This is a genomic window from Mucilaginibacter sp. Mucisp86, from assembly GCF_047324315.1.
Taxonomy (GTDB): domain Bacteria; phylum Bacteroidota; class Bacteroidia; order Sphingobacteriales; family Sphingobacteriaceae; genus Mucilaginibacter.
Genome location: NZ_CP168503.1, coordinates 1,023,404 through 1,040,420, shown reverse-complemented (window position 1 = coordinate 1,040,420; position 17,017 = coordinate 1,023,404). Strand labels below are relative to the sequence as shown.

Genomic DNA, 17,017 nt, shown 5'->3' with positions numbered 1-17,017 from the left:
CTTGATATGAAAAGATATATAAAATATTTATTAGGGCTTACGGTTGTAACAGGTGTTACGGCAAGTAGCTGTAAAAAGGACTTCTTTAATCGTCCGCCGCAAAGTGCCATCACTTTGGATAACTACTATAAAACTAACGACCAGGTGGTTGCCAGTACAAATGATTTGTATAGTGCGGTATGGTTTGGGTGGTGCGGTAAAGCGGGCTGGTCAATAACCGAGCTGATGGGAGGCAATGGCCGTACCTATTCATCGGATGTGGTAAACTTTGAAAATTTTTCGGTAACCGATGCCAACTTTGAGCTGGGAGGCGCATGGAACTCACTATACATTGTAGTGGCCCAGGCCAACGCCTTGATCAATAATTTGCCTGTAAAAGTAGGTGCCGGGGTTGATAAGGCTGTGATAAACAATGCCCTTGGCGAAGCGCACCTGTTCCGTGCCTTAGCTTATTTCCATTTGGTACGTACATGGGGGCCGGTGCCAATTATTGAGAATAGTTTGGATTATGTATCAAACTACCAGATCAATACCAACCCTATCCCTGATGTGTATAAGTTTATTGTTAACGATTTGAAGTTTGCTGAGGATAACCTCACTAAAATGGGACCGAGGAGCGGTAAATCATCAGGTCGTGTTTCAAGCGGATCGGCATCAGCGTTACTTGCCAAAGTTTACCTATACATGCAGGATTACCAAAACTCACTGGCCGAGGCCAATAAGGTGATCAGCAGCGGCGAGTTTAAATTATATGGTGTTGACGTAGCCGGTAAAACCTTTGCCGATTTGTATCTGACAGCCAACAACAACAATGAAGAGTCTATTATTCAGTTGCAATGGTCGGCTACAGGCGGTTACGGAAAAGGCAACCCGCAACAGGCTTCATTTGCTTACAATTCGGTAATAACCGGTACCGGGGATGGTTATGGTGTATTAGCCCCAACCTTCGACCTGCAGGACATGTATGAATCGGGCGATTTACGCAGGAAAGCAACCATTATGCTTCCGGGCGATCATTATCCTGAAATAAACCAGGCCGCGGGCGGTTATACTTTGCCCGACAATGCCAACTCGCAAGGTACGCATGCCCAGGTTAAAAAATATGTAGTTGGTACCCCTGCTGATAACGGAGGTTTGGGGGCGGCGCAATCTGCTGCCAACAATACCTACATGATGCGTTACGCCGAAGTTTTCTTGATCAAGGCCGAAGCTATTATGGCCGGTGCTAAAACCAGCAGTGATCCGGAAGCTTTGGCGGCCATCAACAAAATCCGGAACAGGGCGGGGTTAGGTAACCTTACCACTATTAAGCGTGGTTATTACCTGCCAAACCCGGCACTTAAACTGGCAGGAGCTCCGGCCAATACGCCGAAAGAGCTTTACAGGGATGATATCCTGGACGAAAGAAGGCGTGAGTTTGCTTTTGAAAATGATTTTTGGTTTGATCTGGGCCGCCTGGATGGCTATAACGTAACGTCACATCCAATAGCTATCAGTATCATCAAAAATCAGGACAGGGGAACATCTGACAACAGTACCCCACCTCAACGTTACGGTAACGAATATAATTCTACCGTTACCGATGCTAATTTCAGGCTGGCGTATCCCGCTACCGAAGTAGCATCAAACCCTAAGTTAAAAGACGCACCGGTACCTTATGTATTTAAATAATCAAACCATGAAAAAGATATTTCAACAATCCAAATCATTTTACTGGATGCTGTCGGTTTTGATGGTGTTTGGTATGGCCTCGTGCCGTAAATATAACGATAGGGGTACCGGTGGCACCGGGGCGCCTAAAATTACCAGGGTAAGGTATATCAGTAAAACGGATACGATTAAAAATGTATCGCACCCGGTAAACCTCGATTCGTCCAATGTTTATGACGATATTAAACTCGTTAAATTTGACTCGACAGTAACGCAGGGGCGTTTGAACACCCAATATGCTATCGTCGGCGAAAATTTGCTGAACACAACTCATGTGTATTTTAACGGTACTGAGGTTTATTTTAATCCCGCTTTGGTAAGTGATAAAATCATTATTGTAACTATTAACGCTAATGTACCTTTTGGCCCAAGCCAGTCAAACAAGCTTACCGTTGTTACTACGCAGGGCAAGGTTGATTATGATTTCAGCATAGCGCAGCCGCCTCCGGTAATTACCTCATTTGCGCCGCTTGCCGCAGGTGCCGGCGATATTGTAACCATAACGGGCAGCGTGTTCAACGATGTTGTTAGTGTTAAGTTTGATGACACTCCTGCCGAAATTGTAGGTACACCAACAGCTACCGAAATAAAAGTTAAAGTACCGGCAGGCATTGTTCAGGCTTATGTATACGTTACAACGGCAGGTGGTACAACCAAGTCGGCAGCCTCATTTGGCTTTAAATATTTAATTTATGGTGATGACCTTACCCTGTACTGGGGCGGTAATGGCGGTGGCTATGATGGCTACGGCAGCACCCGCGACTATGCCAGCACAGCACATGTAAAACGTGGTACACATGCCATTGCCGTTAATGTTGACAACGGTTATGGTGCATTGCAGTTGGGCTATGGAGGTGCTACTTTAAACGTGGCTTCAGCGGGTTTAACATCGATAAAGGTATCTATCTACGGTGGCACTAATTTCAAAACCGGCGATAGGATACAGGTGGTTGTAAACGGTGGGTATGACAAGGCCGTGCCGCTTACCATTGTACCGGGCGCTTATACAGATTTCACTATTCCGTTAAGCAGTTTGGGTAACCCGTCAACCATATCCGAAATTACTTTCCAAACATTAGGAGTTGGAGCACCAGCCACCTTCTATGTTGATGACCTTGGGTTTATTTAAATTTTATGAGGTCACTGCCTGGGTAACAGGCAGTGACCTTTGCTTTAAATGTTTAACAGCATGAAAATTTATAGCTTAATAACCGGTATGGTACTATTGCTGCTGGCAGGCAATGTACAGGCCCAAAAGAACCTGGTAACCAACGGCGGTTTTGAAGATGAAATGTATGGCTGGAATGACGGCGGCGTAAAACTTACGCCATGGGATGTGAAAGCCGGGAAAAGCAGCTGTGCAATTATCTCAACTAATGCTACCAACTGGCTTGGTATCGATCAACAGGTGGTAATTCCCAAAAAGGCAGGTAAGTTGGAATTTAGTGCCTGGCTTAAGACCATCAATGTAGTAAAGGGTAAAGACGAGTGGAATGGCGCAGTTTTTAGTGTTGAATTTTTAGATAAGGCTGATAAAAAGGTTTGCGAAGGAGTAAACATTGTTACCCTAACAGGCGACCATCCCTGGGAGCTGGCTTCAAAAGAGCTTTTAATACCCGCAGGTGCTATACGTTTTAGATTGCTTTTGGCAATGGGTAACGCTACAGGTACGTTTTTAATTGACGATGTTGCTGTGAAGGCGATAATGAGTAATGAGGTAACAAAAAATTAATAATTAATTGTGTAAACGTTATTTTGCTGATATAAAAGTGTTAAATTAGTATCATCAATTAGCAAACTTTTTTAGTGGGATTTTATGATGACAAGTAATGTAATGCGGGAGATAACTCCGCTAACTCCAAGTGATTGTTTTACCATTTTTTCGAGGGTAAAAAAGAAATTTGATTTTCCGCTTCATTATCATGACGAGTATGAGCTTAATTTAATAATTAACGCCAAAGGCGCCAAAAGGGTAGTGGGCGGGCATATTGAAGTTATTGAAGAGGTTGAGCTGGCGCTGATTGGTCCTAATTTGTATCATGCCTGGTTTACGCACCAATGCCAGAGCGAGGATATAACCGAGGTTACTATTCAGTTTCATAAGGATTTGTTTGATGAAAAGTTTCTGAAACGCAATCAGTTAAGTTTTGTGAAAAGTATGCTGGAGCGCTCGCAAAGAGGGATTTCCTTTTCGCCGGAAACGATTTATGCGCTTAAGGACAGGATAATGATGCTGGACAAAAAGAGTGGTTTTGACTCTGTGCTGGAGCTTTTATCTATCCTGCATGATCTGTCGATCTCCCGCAATATGAAAATGCTGTCGGATCCGAGCTTTACCAATGAGAAGTTTTATTACAACAGTCGCCGCATTGAGAAGGTGTTTGAGCATATGAATGTTAACTATAATAAGCAAATTACCCTTGCCGAAGTAGCTAAAATTGCCAATATGCCCGAAGCTTCATTTAGCAGGTTTATCAAAAAGCGCACCGGTAAAACCTTTATTGATAGCTTGAACGAGATCAGGCTTGGTCATGCCTCCAGGATGCTTATCGACTCAACAACCACCGTGGCCGAAATTGCTTACAAATGCGGGTTTAATAATATCTCCAACTTCAACAGGATCTTTAAGCGCAAAAAGATGTGTATCCCCAAAGAATTCAGGGAAACCTATACCGGAAACCGCGTATTTATTTAATTGGTATTTATTTGGCTTTATAGCTGGGGAAAAATGTATCAGCCTGTCTGTAAAGTTAAATAGAATGTTAAAAAAGTATTATAAAATTGTTGATAATAAATTCATTTTTGAATAATGCCAATTAAGGTGTCTGAACTCGAATTTTTGGAATTTATGAATTCATCGAATTTATTGTATTTGGCCATTTTTAAACCAGGATTGTAGTATTCTGACAATTATTTAATTCAAAAAATTCCGGTTCAGACAAAATCAGACAAGATGAAGTTACACTTACTTGATGTTGCCATTATAGTTTTATACCTGTTAAGCACCATTTTTATTGGTTTATGGTACCGTAAAAAGGCCCGTGAAAACAAGGAAAGCTATATGCTGGGCGGCAAATCTTTACCCTGGTATAAGCTGGGCTTAAGCGATGCCTCCGATATGTTCGACATCAGCGGTACCATGTGGATGGTAAGCCTGTGCTTTGTTTATGGTATGAAAAGCATCTGGATCCCCTGGCTTTGGCCGGTATTTAACCAGGTGTTTTTAATGATGTACCTGTCGCGCTGGCTGCGCCGGTCAAACGCGGCTACCGGTGCCGAGTGGCTGGCAACGCGCTTCGGCAAAACCGGCCATGGGGTAACAGGCTCAAATGTGGTGGTTATCGCTTTTGCGCTGTTAAGTTGTTTCGGCTTTTTGGCTTACGGGTTTATTGGTTTGGGCAAGTTCATTGAAATATTTATCCCCTGGGACCTGGTTAAAGCTTATGTGCCTTTCAGCGTAGCGCCTCAGTATGTACCGCATGTATATGGGATCATATTTACGCTGTTCGCCATGTTTTACTCTATCATAGGCGGCATGCACAGTATTGTGCTGGGCGATATGATCAAATATGGTATAATGACGGTGGCATGCGTATGGATCAGCTTTATTGCCGCAGGGAAATTGCATGGAAATCATCTCAATGTACCCGATGGCTGGTATAGCCCCTTCTTCGGTAAAAACCTTGGCTTGAGCTGGACGGGGATCATCAGCGAGGTAAACGATAAGATCAAGTCAGATGGTTATTCGCTGTTCGGCCTGTTTTTTATGATGATGACTTTTAAAGGCTTCTTTTCGGCAGTAGCCGGGCCGGCGCCTAATTATGATATGCAAAAGATCCTCTCCACCCGTTCGCCCGAGGAGGCCAGCAAAATGAGCGGCTTTGTAAATATCATCCTGCTGCCTATCCGCTATGCGCTTATTATAAGTTTAACCATACTCGGCGTTCTTTTTTATCACCAAATGAATTTGAAAGATGCCAAAGGTGCTATCGATTTTGAACGCATCCTGCCGGCTGTTATCAATAACTTTTTACCGGTAGGTTTAGTGGGCTTGCTGCTGGCGGGTTTGCTTGGGGCTTTCATGAGCACATTCAGCGGCACCATGAACGCAGCGCAGGCTTACATCGTGAATGATATCTACCTTAAATACATCAACCCAAAGGCATCAACCAAAAAAATCATTACTGCAAATTACCTGGTAGGCGTTTTTGTGGTAGCGGTAGGCGTGATATTGGGCTTTTTTGTAAAAGATGTGAACAGTGTGCTGCAATGGATTGTATCGGCGCTTTATGGGGGGTATATAGCCAGCAACGTACTCAAATGGCATTGGTGGCGCTTTAACGCCAACGGCTTTTTTTATGGAATGCTTTCGGGAATTTTATCAGCGATGATCTTCTCGCTTATTATCCCTTCGGTTGAGTTGTTGTACTGGTTTCCGGTGTTGTTTGCTATCTCGCTGGCGGGCTCTGTTATCGGTTCGTATGCTACAGCGCCGACAGATCTGGCCGTGTTGAAGTCGTTTTATACAACGGTGAGGCCGTGGGGCGTTTGGGGACCTGTTAAGGCGCTTGTGATGGAGAATGATCCTTCATTTGTGCCCAACAAAAACTTTAAGCTTAACATGTTCAATGTGGTTATCGGCACCATTACGCAATGCAGCCTTACCATACTGCCCATGTACCTGATACTGGCACAAAAAACATCCCTCATAGTTACCATAGCTATACTGGTGGTTACCATTACTATTCTGAAAAAAACCTGGTGGGATAAATTAAAAGACTATTGATAAAAGATATATATGACGCAGGAATTTAACCAAAGGCTCATTCAGTTACAAGCCGAACAAGCGCAATTAATTAACCGGGAAAACGAGGTTGAGGAAACAGGCAACGGTATTTTTAGCCGGTTTAAATACCCTGTGCTTACAGCGGCTCATACACCGCTTGAATGGCGGTACGATCTCGACGCCAAAACCAATCCTCATTTAATGGAACGCTTTGGTATCAACGCTGTTTTTAACGCCGGAGCCATAAAGTTTAACGGTAAATACCTCATGGTAGCGCGCGTTGAAGGGGCCGATCGTAAATCATTTTTTGCGGTGGCCGAGAGCGCTGACGGCATCAATGGTTTTAGATTCTGGGATTACCCGGTTGAGCTGCCTCAAACCGCTGAACCTGATACTAACGTATACGACATGCGCCTTACCCTGCATGAAGATGGCTGGATCTACGGTTTATTCTGCACTGAACGCCGAGATCCGGAAGCGCCGTCGCATGATCAGTCGATGGCGATAGCGGCATGTGGTATTGCCCGCACAAAAAACCTGGTGAAATGGGAGCGCCTGCCCGATTTGAAAACCAATTCGCCTCAGCAGCGTAACGTGGTGTTGCATCCTGAGTTTGTTGGTGGTAAGTATGCACTATATACCCGTCCGCAGGATGGTTTTATCAGCGCAGGTACCGGCGGCGGCATAGGTTTTGGTTTATGCGATACCATGGAGAATGCTGTGGTTGACCAGGAAACCATCATCCATAACAAAAACTATCATACCGTATACGAAGCCAAGAATGGCCAGGGACCTGCACCGATCAAGACAGAAAAAGGCTGGCTGCACCTTGCACATGGCGTTCGCAATACAGCCGCAGGTTTACGCTATGTACTGTACATGTTCATGACCGATCTGCACGATTTAACAAAGGTAATTTACCAGCCAGCCGGTTATTTTTTAGCCCCGGTAGGAGAGGAACGTGTAGGTGATGTATCAAATGTAGTATTCTGCAATGGTTGGATAGCCGATGATGACGGTACTGTTTATGTTTATTATGCTTCTTCAGATACCCGCATGCATGTAGCCACCACCACCATTGATAAACTGATTGACTACACCATGAACACGCCGGAAGATGGTTTGCGTTCGGCATCATCAGTGCAGGCGGTTTATAATATTATCGATAAAAACAAAGGTTTAGGTCAGTTACAGGAAGCCAGCGCCTGAACACTTAGACTCTGATTATACATATTCTTTATCTTTCAAGTTTGGGGTAGGTGCGATTCCCCTCTCTTGAAAGGCGATACTTTGTACACATTTCTTTAAGTAAAAGAAAGTGTCATACGATAGAGCAGAGGAGGACTGAGGGGGAGCGAAAGAGAAATCTTATACGCCTTGTAAATCTGTATGCATGGTTTAAATCTGGATGTATAAGATTTCTCCTCACCGCGCCCGCACATTCCCAAACTGGTTCGTCGAAATGACATTGGGTTTTTATTGATTGATATTCATTGACAAGATGTGTACACTTAGGAACTTAAAAAGGGTTTAAGGCTGTGTTCTCTTCAATCGATGAAGCACTCCGCACTAAACCCGAACTAATTACTAAACATCTAAAACCAAACACCACTTAACAGCATGTTAAAAACTGTTATGGAAAAGGTGTGCCTGTAAACTATGACAAATAACATGCTTCAACCATCAAACGCTGTTTTAAAAGATCAACTTACTGCCTTCAGCAACGAGCTAACAGAAGAGTTGAAAAACATACTCAACTATTGGCTCAGCCGCACGGTTGATGAAGTGAACGGTGGTTTTTGGGGGAAGATTGATAACGAAAATCAGGTTACTGCTGATGCCGCGAAAGGTTCGGTGTTAAATGCACGGATCCTGTGGAGCTTCTCAGCTGCATACAATCAAAACCCTGATGAAGCTTATTTGCAGGCGGCAACCCGGGCATATGATTATATCAAAGCACATTTTGTTGATGAAGAGTTTGGCGGCATGTATTGGTCGGTCGATTACGAGGGTAACAAGCTTGACACCAAAAAGCAGGTGTATGCCAATGCTTTTACCATTTATGCGCTTAGCGAATATTATACCGCCTCAAAACTGGAAACAGTAAAAGAGGAAGCTATCGGCCTGTATCGGCTTTTGATCGACAAAAGCTATGATTGGGATAAAACCGGTTATCTCGAAGCTTTTACGCGCGATTGGCAGCCCCTTGGTGATTTGCGGCTGAGTGCCAAAGATGCCAACGAAAAAAAGACCATGAACACCCATCTGCATGTACTGGAAGCTTATACCAACCTCTACCGCATCTGGCCTGATGATGGACTTAAACAGCAGATAGAAACCCTGATCAATAACTTCTTTGATCATTTTATTGATGCCGAAGCCGGACACCTTGTGCTGTTTTTTGACGAGGACTGGAATCGCCGGTCAAACACGGTATCATATGGGCATGATATAGAAGCCACCTGGCTTTTACTTGAAGCGGCCGGGGCTATTAATAACCAGGAAATGATAAAAAGGGTTAACAGGATTTGTATCACGATAGCTGAGGCAACTATGCATGGCTTAGATGCGGATGGCGGTTTATGGTATGAATATGAACCGGCAGAAGATCATCTCATCAAAGAAAAACATTGGTGGGTGCAGGCCGAAGCCATGGTTGGTTTTTATAATGCCTGGCAGTTAAGCGGGAATGATAAATACCTTCAACTTGCCCTTGATAACTGGGCTTTTGTAAAAGATAAAATACTGGATAAACAAAACGGCGAATGGTTTTGGGGCATCAGGGCTGATGGCAGTATTATGCCCGGCGAGGACAAAGCTGGCCTTTGGAAATGCCCCTACCACAACAGCCGTGCGTGTATTGAAATTATTAATCGGATAAAGACATTAAAATGAAATTAATAAAAATGTTCATAGCGGTTATCCCGCTCGCCCTCCTGATTGTGGGGGCATGCAAAAAGGGCAGTAAGCCAGCGCCCGACCCAACCCCCGTTGTAGTTGACCCGGGTAATGGTGGCGCAACAGGCCCTATCACGGCACCAACTGATCCTGCAGTAGCGGCAAGCCAGGGTTTTTTCCTGGACGACTGGCAGGGGAAAACTTTCACCAAACCTGCTACTGTTGATGCCGCCAAACCTGCTGGGAGCACATCCATCACCATAACGGCCGATTTTAGCCAGGTAGTATCAAAAGTATCCAAATACATGTTTGGTAATAACATTAACCCTTTTACCGGCCAATATACCGATGCCGGTACGGTAACTAATATTACCAACCTGTCGCCAAATATTATCCGTGCGCCGGGAGGCAGCTTATCTGATATTTATTTCTGGGATTTACCTGCGTATGGCAAGCCTGCCGATGCACCCGATCATCCATTGAAGCCGGATGGTACGGTTGATACGAATACCGGTTACTGGAGCGGTAATGTAAATGATAGCTGGTCGTTAAGTTTAAGTAATTATTACAGCCTGCTGCAAAAAACAAATACTACCGGTATCATCACCGTAAATTACGCCTATGCCCGCTACGGTACCAGCAATGACCCTGTGGCTACTGCCGCACACCTGGCCGCGCAATGGGTAAGGTATGATAAGGGCAAAACCAAATATTGGGAAGTTGGTAACGAGTGTTATGGCAATTGGGAAGCCTGTTATCGCATTGATGTAAGCAAAAATAAAGATGGTCAGCCGGCTATAATTACTGGCGATTTGTATGGTAGGCATTTCAAAGTTTTTGCAGATTCGATGCGCAAAGCCGCTGCCGATATTGGCACAACTATAAAAATTGGGGCTGTATTGCATGAAACCACCGACAATTCAAATCCCACCATCGTACCTAATTGGAATCCCGGTGTATTAGGTCAGATAGGTGACAAGGCCGACTTTTTTATCGTACATAACTATTACACCAACTACAACGAAAACTCTACTGCGCTAACCATCCTCAATACCGCTCCGGAATCGTCAAAAACAATGATGGATTATGTTAAAGGGGCCATCCAAACGGCGGGTGTGGCACAAAAGCCCATCGCACTTACCGAATGGAATATTTTTTCATCAGGTTCAAAACAACAGATCTCAAATATTGCCGGTGTACATGCCGTAATGGTTTTGGGCGAAATTATCAAAGATCAATATGGCCAGGCCAGCAGATGGGATCTGGCAAATAGCTGGGATACTAACCACCCGGGCGACGATCATGGTTTGTTTAGCATTGGTCAGCCGGATGCCCCTGATTTTACACCACGGCCGGCATTTTATTACATGTATTACTTTCAGAAATATTTTGGCGACAGGATGATCAGTTCTTCGGTTAGCGGAAGTTCGGATATTGTGAGCTATGCTTCATCGTTCAATTCGGGCGAGGCTGGTGTAGTACTGGTGAACAAAAGTACTACCGACCAGGTGGTAAGCATCAATTTTAAAAACTACTATACCGGCAGCAATTATTATTACTACACGCTTAAAGGTGGTACCGATAACGGCGAGTTTTCGAGTAAAGTATTGGTGAACGGTATTGGCCCGACAATAGCCTATGGAGGCCCGTCAAATTATAAATCCATAGCTGCAAGTTTAACCAGTACCAGCGGGGGTATTAAAGTAAGTGTGCCGGCAAGAGGCGTTGTTTTTTTAGTAACCGATAAAAAATAATACGTCTGAATATAGCTTATGTTTAGTTTTGAATGCATTAATAGAACCCAGACTTACGAAGTTTTTAAAACTTCGTAAGTCTTCTCATAGCAAGGATACATCATTTAAAAGAACACCTATCATGAGCAATGTTTTTAAAGCAATTATCATTTTATGCCTGCTGATCAAGAGCTCAACCGCAATGGCGCAACTGTTTGAACCTGCCGATAAAAAAGCTACCGCCGAAACCCGGCAGCTTTTTTACGGTATGCAGCGCCTGCTGAATGCGGGGGTGATATTTGGCCATCATGATGACCTGGCTTATGGCGTTGGCTGGCGTAATGAACACGGGCGCTCGGACGTGAAAAGTGTTACCGGATCATATCCGGCGTTGTACGGTTGGGATCTGGCCAAAATTGAGCATGATAGCATTCATGATATTAACGGCATAGCTTTTAAGCAGCAAAAGCAGTTTGTTAGGGAGGTTTATGCACGTGGTGGTATCAATACATTTTGCTGGCATATGGATAATCCGACTAATGGGAAAACAGCCTGGGATACCACTCAACACACTGTAAAAGATCTTATCCCGGGCGGCGCATTTCACGATGTATATGTTGCTTACCTTGACCGGGCAGCTAATTACTTAGTCGATATGAAGGGGCCGGAAGGTGAAGCTATCCCCATATTGTTCCGGCCTTTTCATGAGCTTACCGGTAACTGGTTTTGGTGGTGCAAAAACACCAGCACGCCCGATGAATTTAAGGCGCTGTGGTGTTTTACTATCGATTTTCTGCGCGATAAAAAGAAGTTGCACAACCTGCTCATCGTATATTCGGCGGCTGATTTTGAATCGGAAGATGAGTTTCTGGAAAGATATCCCGGTGATGCTTATGCAGATTTTATCGGCTTTGATAACTATTGTACTAATAGCGTGGAGCACTATCAAATTAAGCTGGATAAACGTCTTGCTATTGTTGATGCCATCGCAGCAAAGCATCATAAAATATCATGTCTGCCCGAAACCGGTTATGAAGGTATTCCCATGGCCAATTGGTGGACAGATGTGCTGCTGAAAACCCTTGCCAAACATAAAATATCCTACGTAATGGCCTGGCGTAACGGAAACGAGCATCATTATTACGTACCATATCCCGGTCAGTCAAGTGCCGATGATTTTATGAAGTTTTATAACAGTCCGCAAACCATTTTCCAAAACCGTATAACGCCTTTAGGTATTTATGGTAAACCGAATTGGAAAATCCGCTAATCAAAAGCTCCCCCTTTAGGGGGCTGGGGGGCTCTTAAAACAACCACTCCCGATATCCCTGCCAGTAGCGAAGCTAATAAAATTCCATACTTGGCCTGATCGATCATCCCGGCATGATCAAAGGCTAGTGCCGATATAAATAATGACATGGTGAAACCTACGCCTGCTAATAATGCTACGCCGGCCATTTGTTTCCAGTTTGAACCTGCGGGTAATTGTGCACCAAATTTTACCATAAGCCAGGTAAAGAGTAATACCCCCGTGAACTTTCCGGCAAGTAAGCCTATGGCCACCCCCATGCTAACGGGGTTAATGAGTGATGAAAAAAAGTCATGACTTATTACAATCCCCGCATTAGCCAAAGCAAAAAGCGGCATGATGATAAAAGCCACCCAGGGGTGCAGGGCATGTTCTATTTTTTGGAGCGGTGTTTCGGCATCAAGGCTTAATTTTTTTATTTCATCAATAATGTGGTGCTGTTCTGGTGTTACGAGGGTACTGTTGTTGGGTTGTTCGTTTTCAAAATCGGTGAGGTATTGCTTTATTGATTGAGCATACGCGGTCTCGCTGATGCGGGTACGGGCAGGGATGGTAAAAGCCACCAGTACCCCGGCAATAGTTGCGTGCACGCCCGAAAGTAAAAAGGCTATCCAAACAGCAAAGCCTATTATCAGGTAAAATGCTGTGCTCCTGATCCCCATTTTATTGCCGATAAGTAGTAATACCAATAACCAAACACCAACGGTAAGCGGTATTAGTGCTATGTGGCTGCTATAGAATAAGGCGATGACCAGCACTGCCCCAAGGTCATCCGCTACAGCCAATGCCGAGAGGAAAACTTTTACCGATGACGGAATATGCTTACCTGCCATAGACAATAAAGCCAGCGCGAAGGCTATATCAGTAGCCATTGGGATTCCCCAGCCATGGGCAGAGGGTTTACCTGCGTTGAAAAGGAAAAAGATCAAAGCCGGTACCAGCATCCCGCCTAAAGCAGCAAACATAGGCAGCGAAGCCTTTTTTACGGATGATAATTCGCCGGCCATAAACTCACGCTTTAGTTCCAGGCCAATCACAAAGAAAAATAAAGCCATGAGGCCATCATTGATCCAAAGATGCAGGGGATGGTCTAACACATATTTATCAAAGCCAAGCGATAGTTTAAGGTCCCAAAGTTGGTGGTAACTATGCTGAAATGGCGAGTTTACCCATACAATAGCCACAATTACGCTAATGAGAAGCACTATGCCACCGGTATGCTCCTGCTTTATGAATTTGCTTACCGGCTGCGTGATTTTATCAATAGGGTAGCTTTGTTTCATAGATGATGTAAAATAAGGAATTATTTTGTTTTCGGAAGGTTGACCAGCCGATTACTGTCTCATTAAAACAAAAAGCCGCTATAAAACATTTATCAATGAAACAGGATATTATGAACAACTATCAGCAAAAATGGATAAACACATTGAAAAATGCCCACGTAAATGGTTGGGAGATTAAGCCGCAGGGAGATGATATCTTTGTAGAAATGCCACATGTGACAGACCTTAAGCTGATTAGGGATAACCTGCCTGAAACGCTTGCGTTGATGGCTTTGGATATTAATTTACCGAAAGAAAGGCTGAAATTTATTTTTCACAACGGGTATGAACAGTTTGAATACCTGCTTAATCCTGCTGTTGAGGATTTGGAACAGGGGGGCTAAAATCAACCGTTGCTGTTTCGCCGGGTAATTCTTCTTTGGCATTGTCCGAATCAAGTTTAGCCATGGTTGATCCAACTACCACCGAAATCCCCATGCAGGCTATCAGGATAAAAGATGCCCTGAGGGTGGCAATTCCGGCAATAAAACCAATAACCGGCGGGCCAACCAAAAAACCCATAAAACCAATGGTTGATACTGCAGCCAATGCAACTCCCGGCGACATGGTTTTTGATTTACCGGCAGCACTATATACCATAGGCACTACAGATGATACGCCAGCGCCAACCAGTAAAAAGCCAGCCATTGCTGTATAAACATAGGGAAAAGCTACTGCTATCAATAAGCCTGTTGCGGTTAATGAGCCGCTTACTTGCAAAGTGCGTTTTAAACCAAATTTGTGTGCAAACCAGTCGGCAACAAAGCGGCCTCCGGCCATGGTGAGCATGAAGGTGGTAAATCCTATGCCTTCAAGTTCTACAGGGGCAAGTACAACTTTTTTAAAGTAGATTACGCTCCAATCGAACATGGCGCCTTCGCAGATCATAGAACAAAATGCAATGATCCCCAGTGTTATCAGTGACTTATCGGGCATGACAAATACCGGCCCGGCGTCGGTTACCTTATCATCTTTAAGGTAACGGGCAGCTACAGCAACGCCTATGGCAATCACGACGAGCATTATTGTGAAATGATGGAAAGGAGAAATTCGGTTAGCTATCATGATGAAGGTAGCTATACCTGCACCTACAAAACCGGCCAGGCTCCACAGTCCGTGAAAAAAGGCCATAATTGGTCTTTGGTAAAGCTGCTCTGTAGCGACGGCTTGTGTATTTACAGCAATGTTTACCGAATTGCTCGAAAAGCCAAAGCACAAAAGGCATACGATAAGCTGAAAAGTATTTTGAGCCAGTCCCAAACTTACCAAAGCGGCTGCATAAACTAATAGGGCTCCTATTGCCAGCTTTTTACTACCTATTTTGGTAATGATCCAGCCCGAAAAAGGCAAGGAGCACATAAGGCCAACCGGTAGGGCAAATAATACTGCACCCAACCCGGCATCAGACAAACCTAAATTTTGCTGAACCGTAGCAATTCGCGATGCCCAGCTTGAGAAACTTAATCCCGCCATAAAAAACATGGCGCCCACAGCAATGCGAAGCGTTAATTTGTTTATAGTGTCTGTTTTTGGAGGGGTGTTATTCATGTTTTAGTGATGTCATAGTGTCTAATTGACACTATGAATTAACGACACAAATATAAGGTAATTAATTGTACTTTTAACAAGCTAAATCGTTTTTTACTTTTTGGTGAATTAACGCTGTTTAAAATGCAAAAGCGATCATTTTCACCAGTTTACAGGTAAATGACCGCTTTCTGAAATATACTGTTCTTTTTAGCCTTTTACATTAAATGAGCCAACAACTGTATATGTTGTGCCTGTGCTTAAATCTTTAAACTCAGCTTTAAATGTGCCCACTGCATTTCCTTTCATGGCACTTGAATGATTTAACGTAGTGAAAGTAACTTTGCCGCCAAAAAAAGTTGCGTTAACGTTTGTACCTAAATCTACACCACAATCAACAATGTCGTAAGTGCCGGTGGTCAGGGTACTTGCAAGTAGCTGAAACGTAAGCGAGGTATTTCCGTTTAGGTTGGATATGATACTTTGACCTTTATCGGAAAAGATATTCGGATCGTTAGACACAAGCGATGGCCCGTTCACTACAACTTTAGCGCCTCCGTTAACCTGATACGAAATAGTCCCCTGTGCGGCAGCCGGGTAATCAGAGCCATCATCGGCTGTACTGGTTCCAGTTCCGGTACCCGTGCCAGTTCCAGTTCCTGTCCCTGTTCCCGTTCCTGTGCCGGTCCCTGTTCCCGTTCCTGTTCCGGTCCCAGTTCCCGTACCGGTCCCAGTCCCAGTTCCCGTATTTGTGGTAGGGGTTACATCAACTGCTTTTTTTTCTTTATCAGGGCCAAGAGGGGGATCAAGCTTGCAACTGCTTACCGAAGCTGTTACCATGAACAGCATAAATACTTTATAGTAGATTTTTTTCATGTACAAAGGGCGTGATAGTTTATGGCTTTAATGATTTAAATATAAGCATTTTAGCCATTTGTACGTGAATGCAGAATTATTTGATACAAATAATGTTAAGAAAAGTTTACATTATTTACAATCTCCGTCCGGACTGCATGATTCGCCTTCAATAATATCAAATGCAGGTTTGGGATTTTCCTGCTGCCATCCTGCAAATGCTTTTGCAAGAGTATCATTAAATACAGCCACTTCCTGTGCTCCTGATACAGCATATTTGCGGTTCATTACAAAAAACGGAACGCCGCGTACGCCTAAATATTGAGCTTCGGCAATATCGTGTTTTACATCGTCGGCATAAGCGTCGCTTTCAAGTGTTTGTTTAATTTCTTCGGTATTCAGGCCTATCGCCGTACCCAGTTCAATCAGCGTTTTAGTATCATCAATATTACCCCCTTCGGTAAAATATGCCTTGAATAAAGCCTCTTCGGCAGCATCACCTAAACCGTGTTTTTTAGCGAGGTGGGCTAACCTGTGCGCGTTAAAGCTGTTAGCCACAACCGATTTGTCAAAATTATAAGCCAATCCTGCCTGTGCAGCCATTTGGGTAACATGATTATTCATTTGTTCGGCATGCTCCAACGTCCAGCCTTTAATATCTGCCAGGTATTGATTAATGCTGATATCAGGGTTTGTTTTTAGATCGGGGTTTAACTGGAAGCTTTTCCATTCAATCTCAATTTGCTCTTTTTCTTCAAAGTTTGCCAGTGCTTCCTCAAACCTGCGCTTGCCTATATAACAAAACGGACACATCACATCCGACCATATTTCTACTTTCATTATTTCGTTTTAAATGTTTAAACAAATTTAACGCATA

The 17,017-nt window shown here is 43.9% G+C and carries 14 protein-coding genes; 10 read left to right on the top strand and 4 right to left on the bottom strand.

Annotation, left to right across the window (positions count from 1 at the left end; genetic code table 11):
• Positions 1–6: 6 nt before the first annotated feature.
• The 9 genes from ACEN9X_RS04160 to ACEN9X_RS04120 all read left to right on the top strand — a co-directional run bounded on the left by ACEN9X_RS04160 (position 7) and on the right by ACEN9X_RS04120 (position 12,397).
• Complete coding sequence (locus tag ACEN9X_RS04160) at positions 7–1,671, top strand: RagB/SusD family nutrient uptake outer membrane protein (RefSeq protein WP_413669217.1); 1,665 nt, start codon at positions 7–9, stop codon at positions 1,669–1,671.
• 7 nt (positions 1,672–1,678) lie between these two features.
• Positions 1,679–2,839, top strand: a complete 1,161-nt coding sequence (locus ACEN9X_RS04155) for an IPT/TIG domain-containing protein (protein ID WP_413669216.1) — start codon at positions 1,679–1,681, stop codon at positions 2,837–2,839.
• Between the two features lie 60 nt (positions 2,840–2,899).
• Entirely contained in the window at positions 2,900–3,442 is a 543-nt protein-coding gene (locus ACEN9X_RS04150; RefSeq protein ID WP_413669215.1) for a hypothetical protein, read from the top strand.
• An 84-nt stretch (positions 3,443–3,526) separates the two neighbouring features.
• Entirely contained in the window at positions 3,527–4,405 is an 879-nt protein-coding gene (locus tag ACEN9X_RS04145) for an AraC family transcriptional regulator (RefSeq protein WP_413669214.1), read from the top strand.
• Positions 4,406–4,663: 258 nt separating this feature from the next.
• Positions 4,664–6,496 carry a sodium:solute symporter family protein gene (locus tag ACEN9X_RS04140; RefSeq protein WP_413669213.1) on the top strand — a complete coding sequence of 611 codons (1,833 nt, stop codon included), beginning with the start codon at positions 4,664–4,666 and terminating at the stop codon, positions 6,494–6,496.
• Positions 6,497–6,508: 12 nt separating this feature from the next.
• Positions 6,509–7,705: a glycosidase gene (locus ACEN9X_RS04135; protein WP_413669212.1), complete on the top strand. Its 1,197-nt coding sequence runs from the start codon at positions 6,509–6,511 to the stop codon at positions 7,703–7,705.
• A 462-nt stretch (positions 7,706–8,167) separates the two neighbouring features.
• Complete coding sequence (locus ACEN9X_RS04130; protein WP_413669211.1) at positions 8,168–9,391, top strand: AGE family epimerase/isomerase; 1,224 nt, start codon at positions 8,168–8,170, stop codon at positions 9,389–9,391.
• The gene (locus ACEN9X_RS04125; RefSeq protein WP_413669210.1) at positions 9,388–11,148 is read left to right on the top strand and encodes an alpha-L-arabinofuranosidase; all 1,761 of its coding nucleotides are present in this window, start codon (positions 9,388–9,390) and stop codon (positions 11,146–11,148) included. The genes ACEN9X_RS04130 and ACEN9X_RS04125 overlap by 4 nt, the downstream gene beginning before the upstream one ends.
• 121 nt (positions 11,149–11,269) lie before the next feature.
• Positions 11,270–12,397: a glycoside hydrolase family 26 protein gene (locus ACEN9X_RS04120; RefSeq protein ID WP_413669209.1), complete on the top strand. Its 1,128-nt coding sequence runs from the start codon at positions 11,270–11,272 to the stop codon at positions 12,395–12,397.
• Here ACEN9X_RS04120 and nhaA read toward each other — a convergent pair.
• On the bottom strand, positions 12,394–13,719 hold the full coding sequence (gene nhaA, locus ACEN9X_RS04115; RefSeq protein ID WP_413669208.1) for a Na+/H+ antiporter NhaA: 1,326 nt from the start codon (positions 13,717–13,719) through the stop codon (positions 12,394–12,396). The two genes, ACEN9X_RS04120 and nhaA, sit on opposite strands and share 4 nt — an antisense overlap.
• Positions 13,720–13,814: 95 nt before the next feature.
• Between nhaA and ACEN9X_RS04110 the strand changes: the two genes are divergently transcribed.
• Positions 13,815–14,102 carry a hypothetical protein gene (locus tag ACEN9X_RS04110; protein WP_413669207.1) on the top strand — a complete coding sequence of 96 codons (288 nt, stop codon included), beginning with the start codon at positions 13,815–13,817 and terminating at the stop codon, positions 14,100–14,102.
• Here the strand turns inward: ACEN9X_RS04110 and ACEN9X_RS04105 are convergent.
• From ACEN9X_RS04105 to ACEN9X_RS04095, 3 genes are all read right to left on the bottom strand, one after another.
• Positions 14,065–15,306, bottom strand: coding sequence for an MFS transporter (locus tag ACEN9X_RS04105; RefSeq protein ID WP_413669206.1), 1,242 nt, complete (start codon positions 15,304–15,306; stop codon positions 14,065–14,067). The genes ACEN9X_RS04110 and ACEN9X_RS04105 overlap by 38 nt on opposite strands.
• A gap of 189 nt (positions 15,307–15,495) precedes the next feature.
• Positions 15,496–16,161 (bottom strand): hypothetical protein, encoded by a 666-nt coding sequence (locus ACEN9X_RS04100; RefSeq protein WP_413669205.1) that lies wholly within the window; start codon positions 16,159–16,161, stop codon positions 15,496–15,498.
• Positions 16,162–16,272: 111 nt separating this feature from the next.
• On the bottom strand, positions 16,273–16,980 hold the full coding sequence (locus ACEN9X_RS04095) for a DsbA family protein (protein ID WP_413669204.1): 708 nt from the start codon (positions 16,978–16,980) through the stop codon (positions 16,273–16,275).
• Positions 16,981–17,017 lie beyond the last annotated feature (37 nt).

What these genes read in the sequence shown, in the direction of transcription:
- ACEN9X_RS04160 (WP_413669217.1), top strand. Translation starts at nt 7, where the DNA reads ATGAAAAGATATATAAAATATTTATTAGGGCTTACGGTTGTAACAGGT.
- ACEN9X_RS04155 (WP_413669216.1), top strand. Translation starts at nt 1,679, where the DNA reads ATGAAAAAGATATTTCAACAATCCAAATCATTTTACTGGATGCTGTCG.
- ACEN9X_RS04150 (WP_413669215.1), top strand. Translation starts at nt 2,900, where the DNA reads ATGAAAATTTATAGCTTAATAACCGGTATGGTACTATTGCTGCTGGCA.
- ACEN9X_RS04145 (WP_413669214.1), top strand. Translation starts at nt 3,527, where the DNA reads ATGATGACAAGTAATGTAATGCGGGAGATAACTCCGCTAACTCCAAGT.
- ACEN9X_RS04140 (WP_413669213.1), top strand. Translation starts at nt 4,664, where the DNA reads ATGAAGTTACACTTACTTGATGTTGCCATTATAGTTTTATACCTGTTA.
- ACEN9X_RS04135 (WP_413669212.1), top strand. Translation starts at nt 6,509, where the DNA reads ATGACGCAGGAATTTAACCAAAGGCTCATTCAGTTACAAGCCGAACAA.
- ACEN9X_RS04130 (WP_413669211.1), top strand. Translation starts at nt 8,168, where the DNA reads ATGCTTCAACCATCAAACGCTGTTTTAAAAGATCAACTTACTGCCTTC.
- ACEN9X_RS04125 (WP_413669210.1), top strand. Translation starts at nt 9,388, where the DNA reads ATGAAATTAATAAAAATGTTCATAGCGGTTATCCCGCTCGCCCTCCTG.
- ACEN9X_RS04120 (WP_413669209.1), top strand. Translation starts at nt 11,270, where the DNA reads ATGAGCAATGTTTTTAAAGCAATTATCATTTTATGCCTGCTGATCAAG.
- nhaA (WP_413669208.1), bottom strand. Translation starts at nt 13,719, where the DNA reads ATGAAACAAAGCTACCCTATTGATAAAATCACGCAGCCGGTAAGCAAA.
- ACEN9X_RS04110 (WP_413669207.1), top strand. Translation starts at nt 13,815, where the DNA reads ATGAAACAGGATATTATGAACAACTATCAGCAAAAATGGATAAACACA.
- ACEN9X_RS04105 (WP_413669206.1), bottom strand. Translation starts at nt 15,306, where the DNA reads ATGAATAACACCCCTCCAAAAACAGACACTATAAACAAATTAACGCTT.
- ACEN9X_RS04100 (WP_413669205.1), bottom strand. Translation starts at nt 16,161, where the DNA reads ATGAAAAAAATCTACTATAAAGTATTTATGCTGTTCATGGTAACAGCT.
- ACEN9X_RS04095 (WP_413669204.1), bottom strand. Translation starts at nt 16,980, where the DNA reads ATGAAAGTAGAAATATGGTCGGATGTGATGTGTCCGTTTTGTTATATA.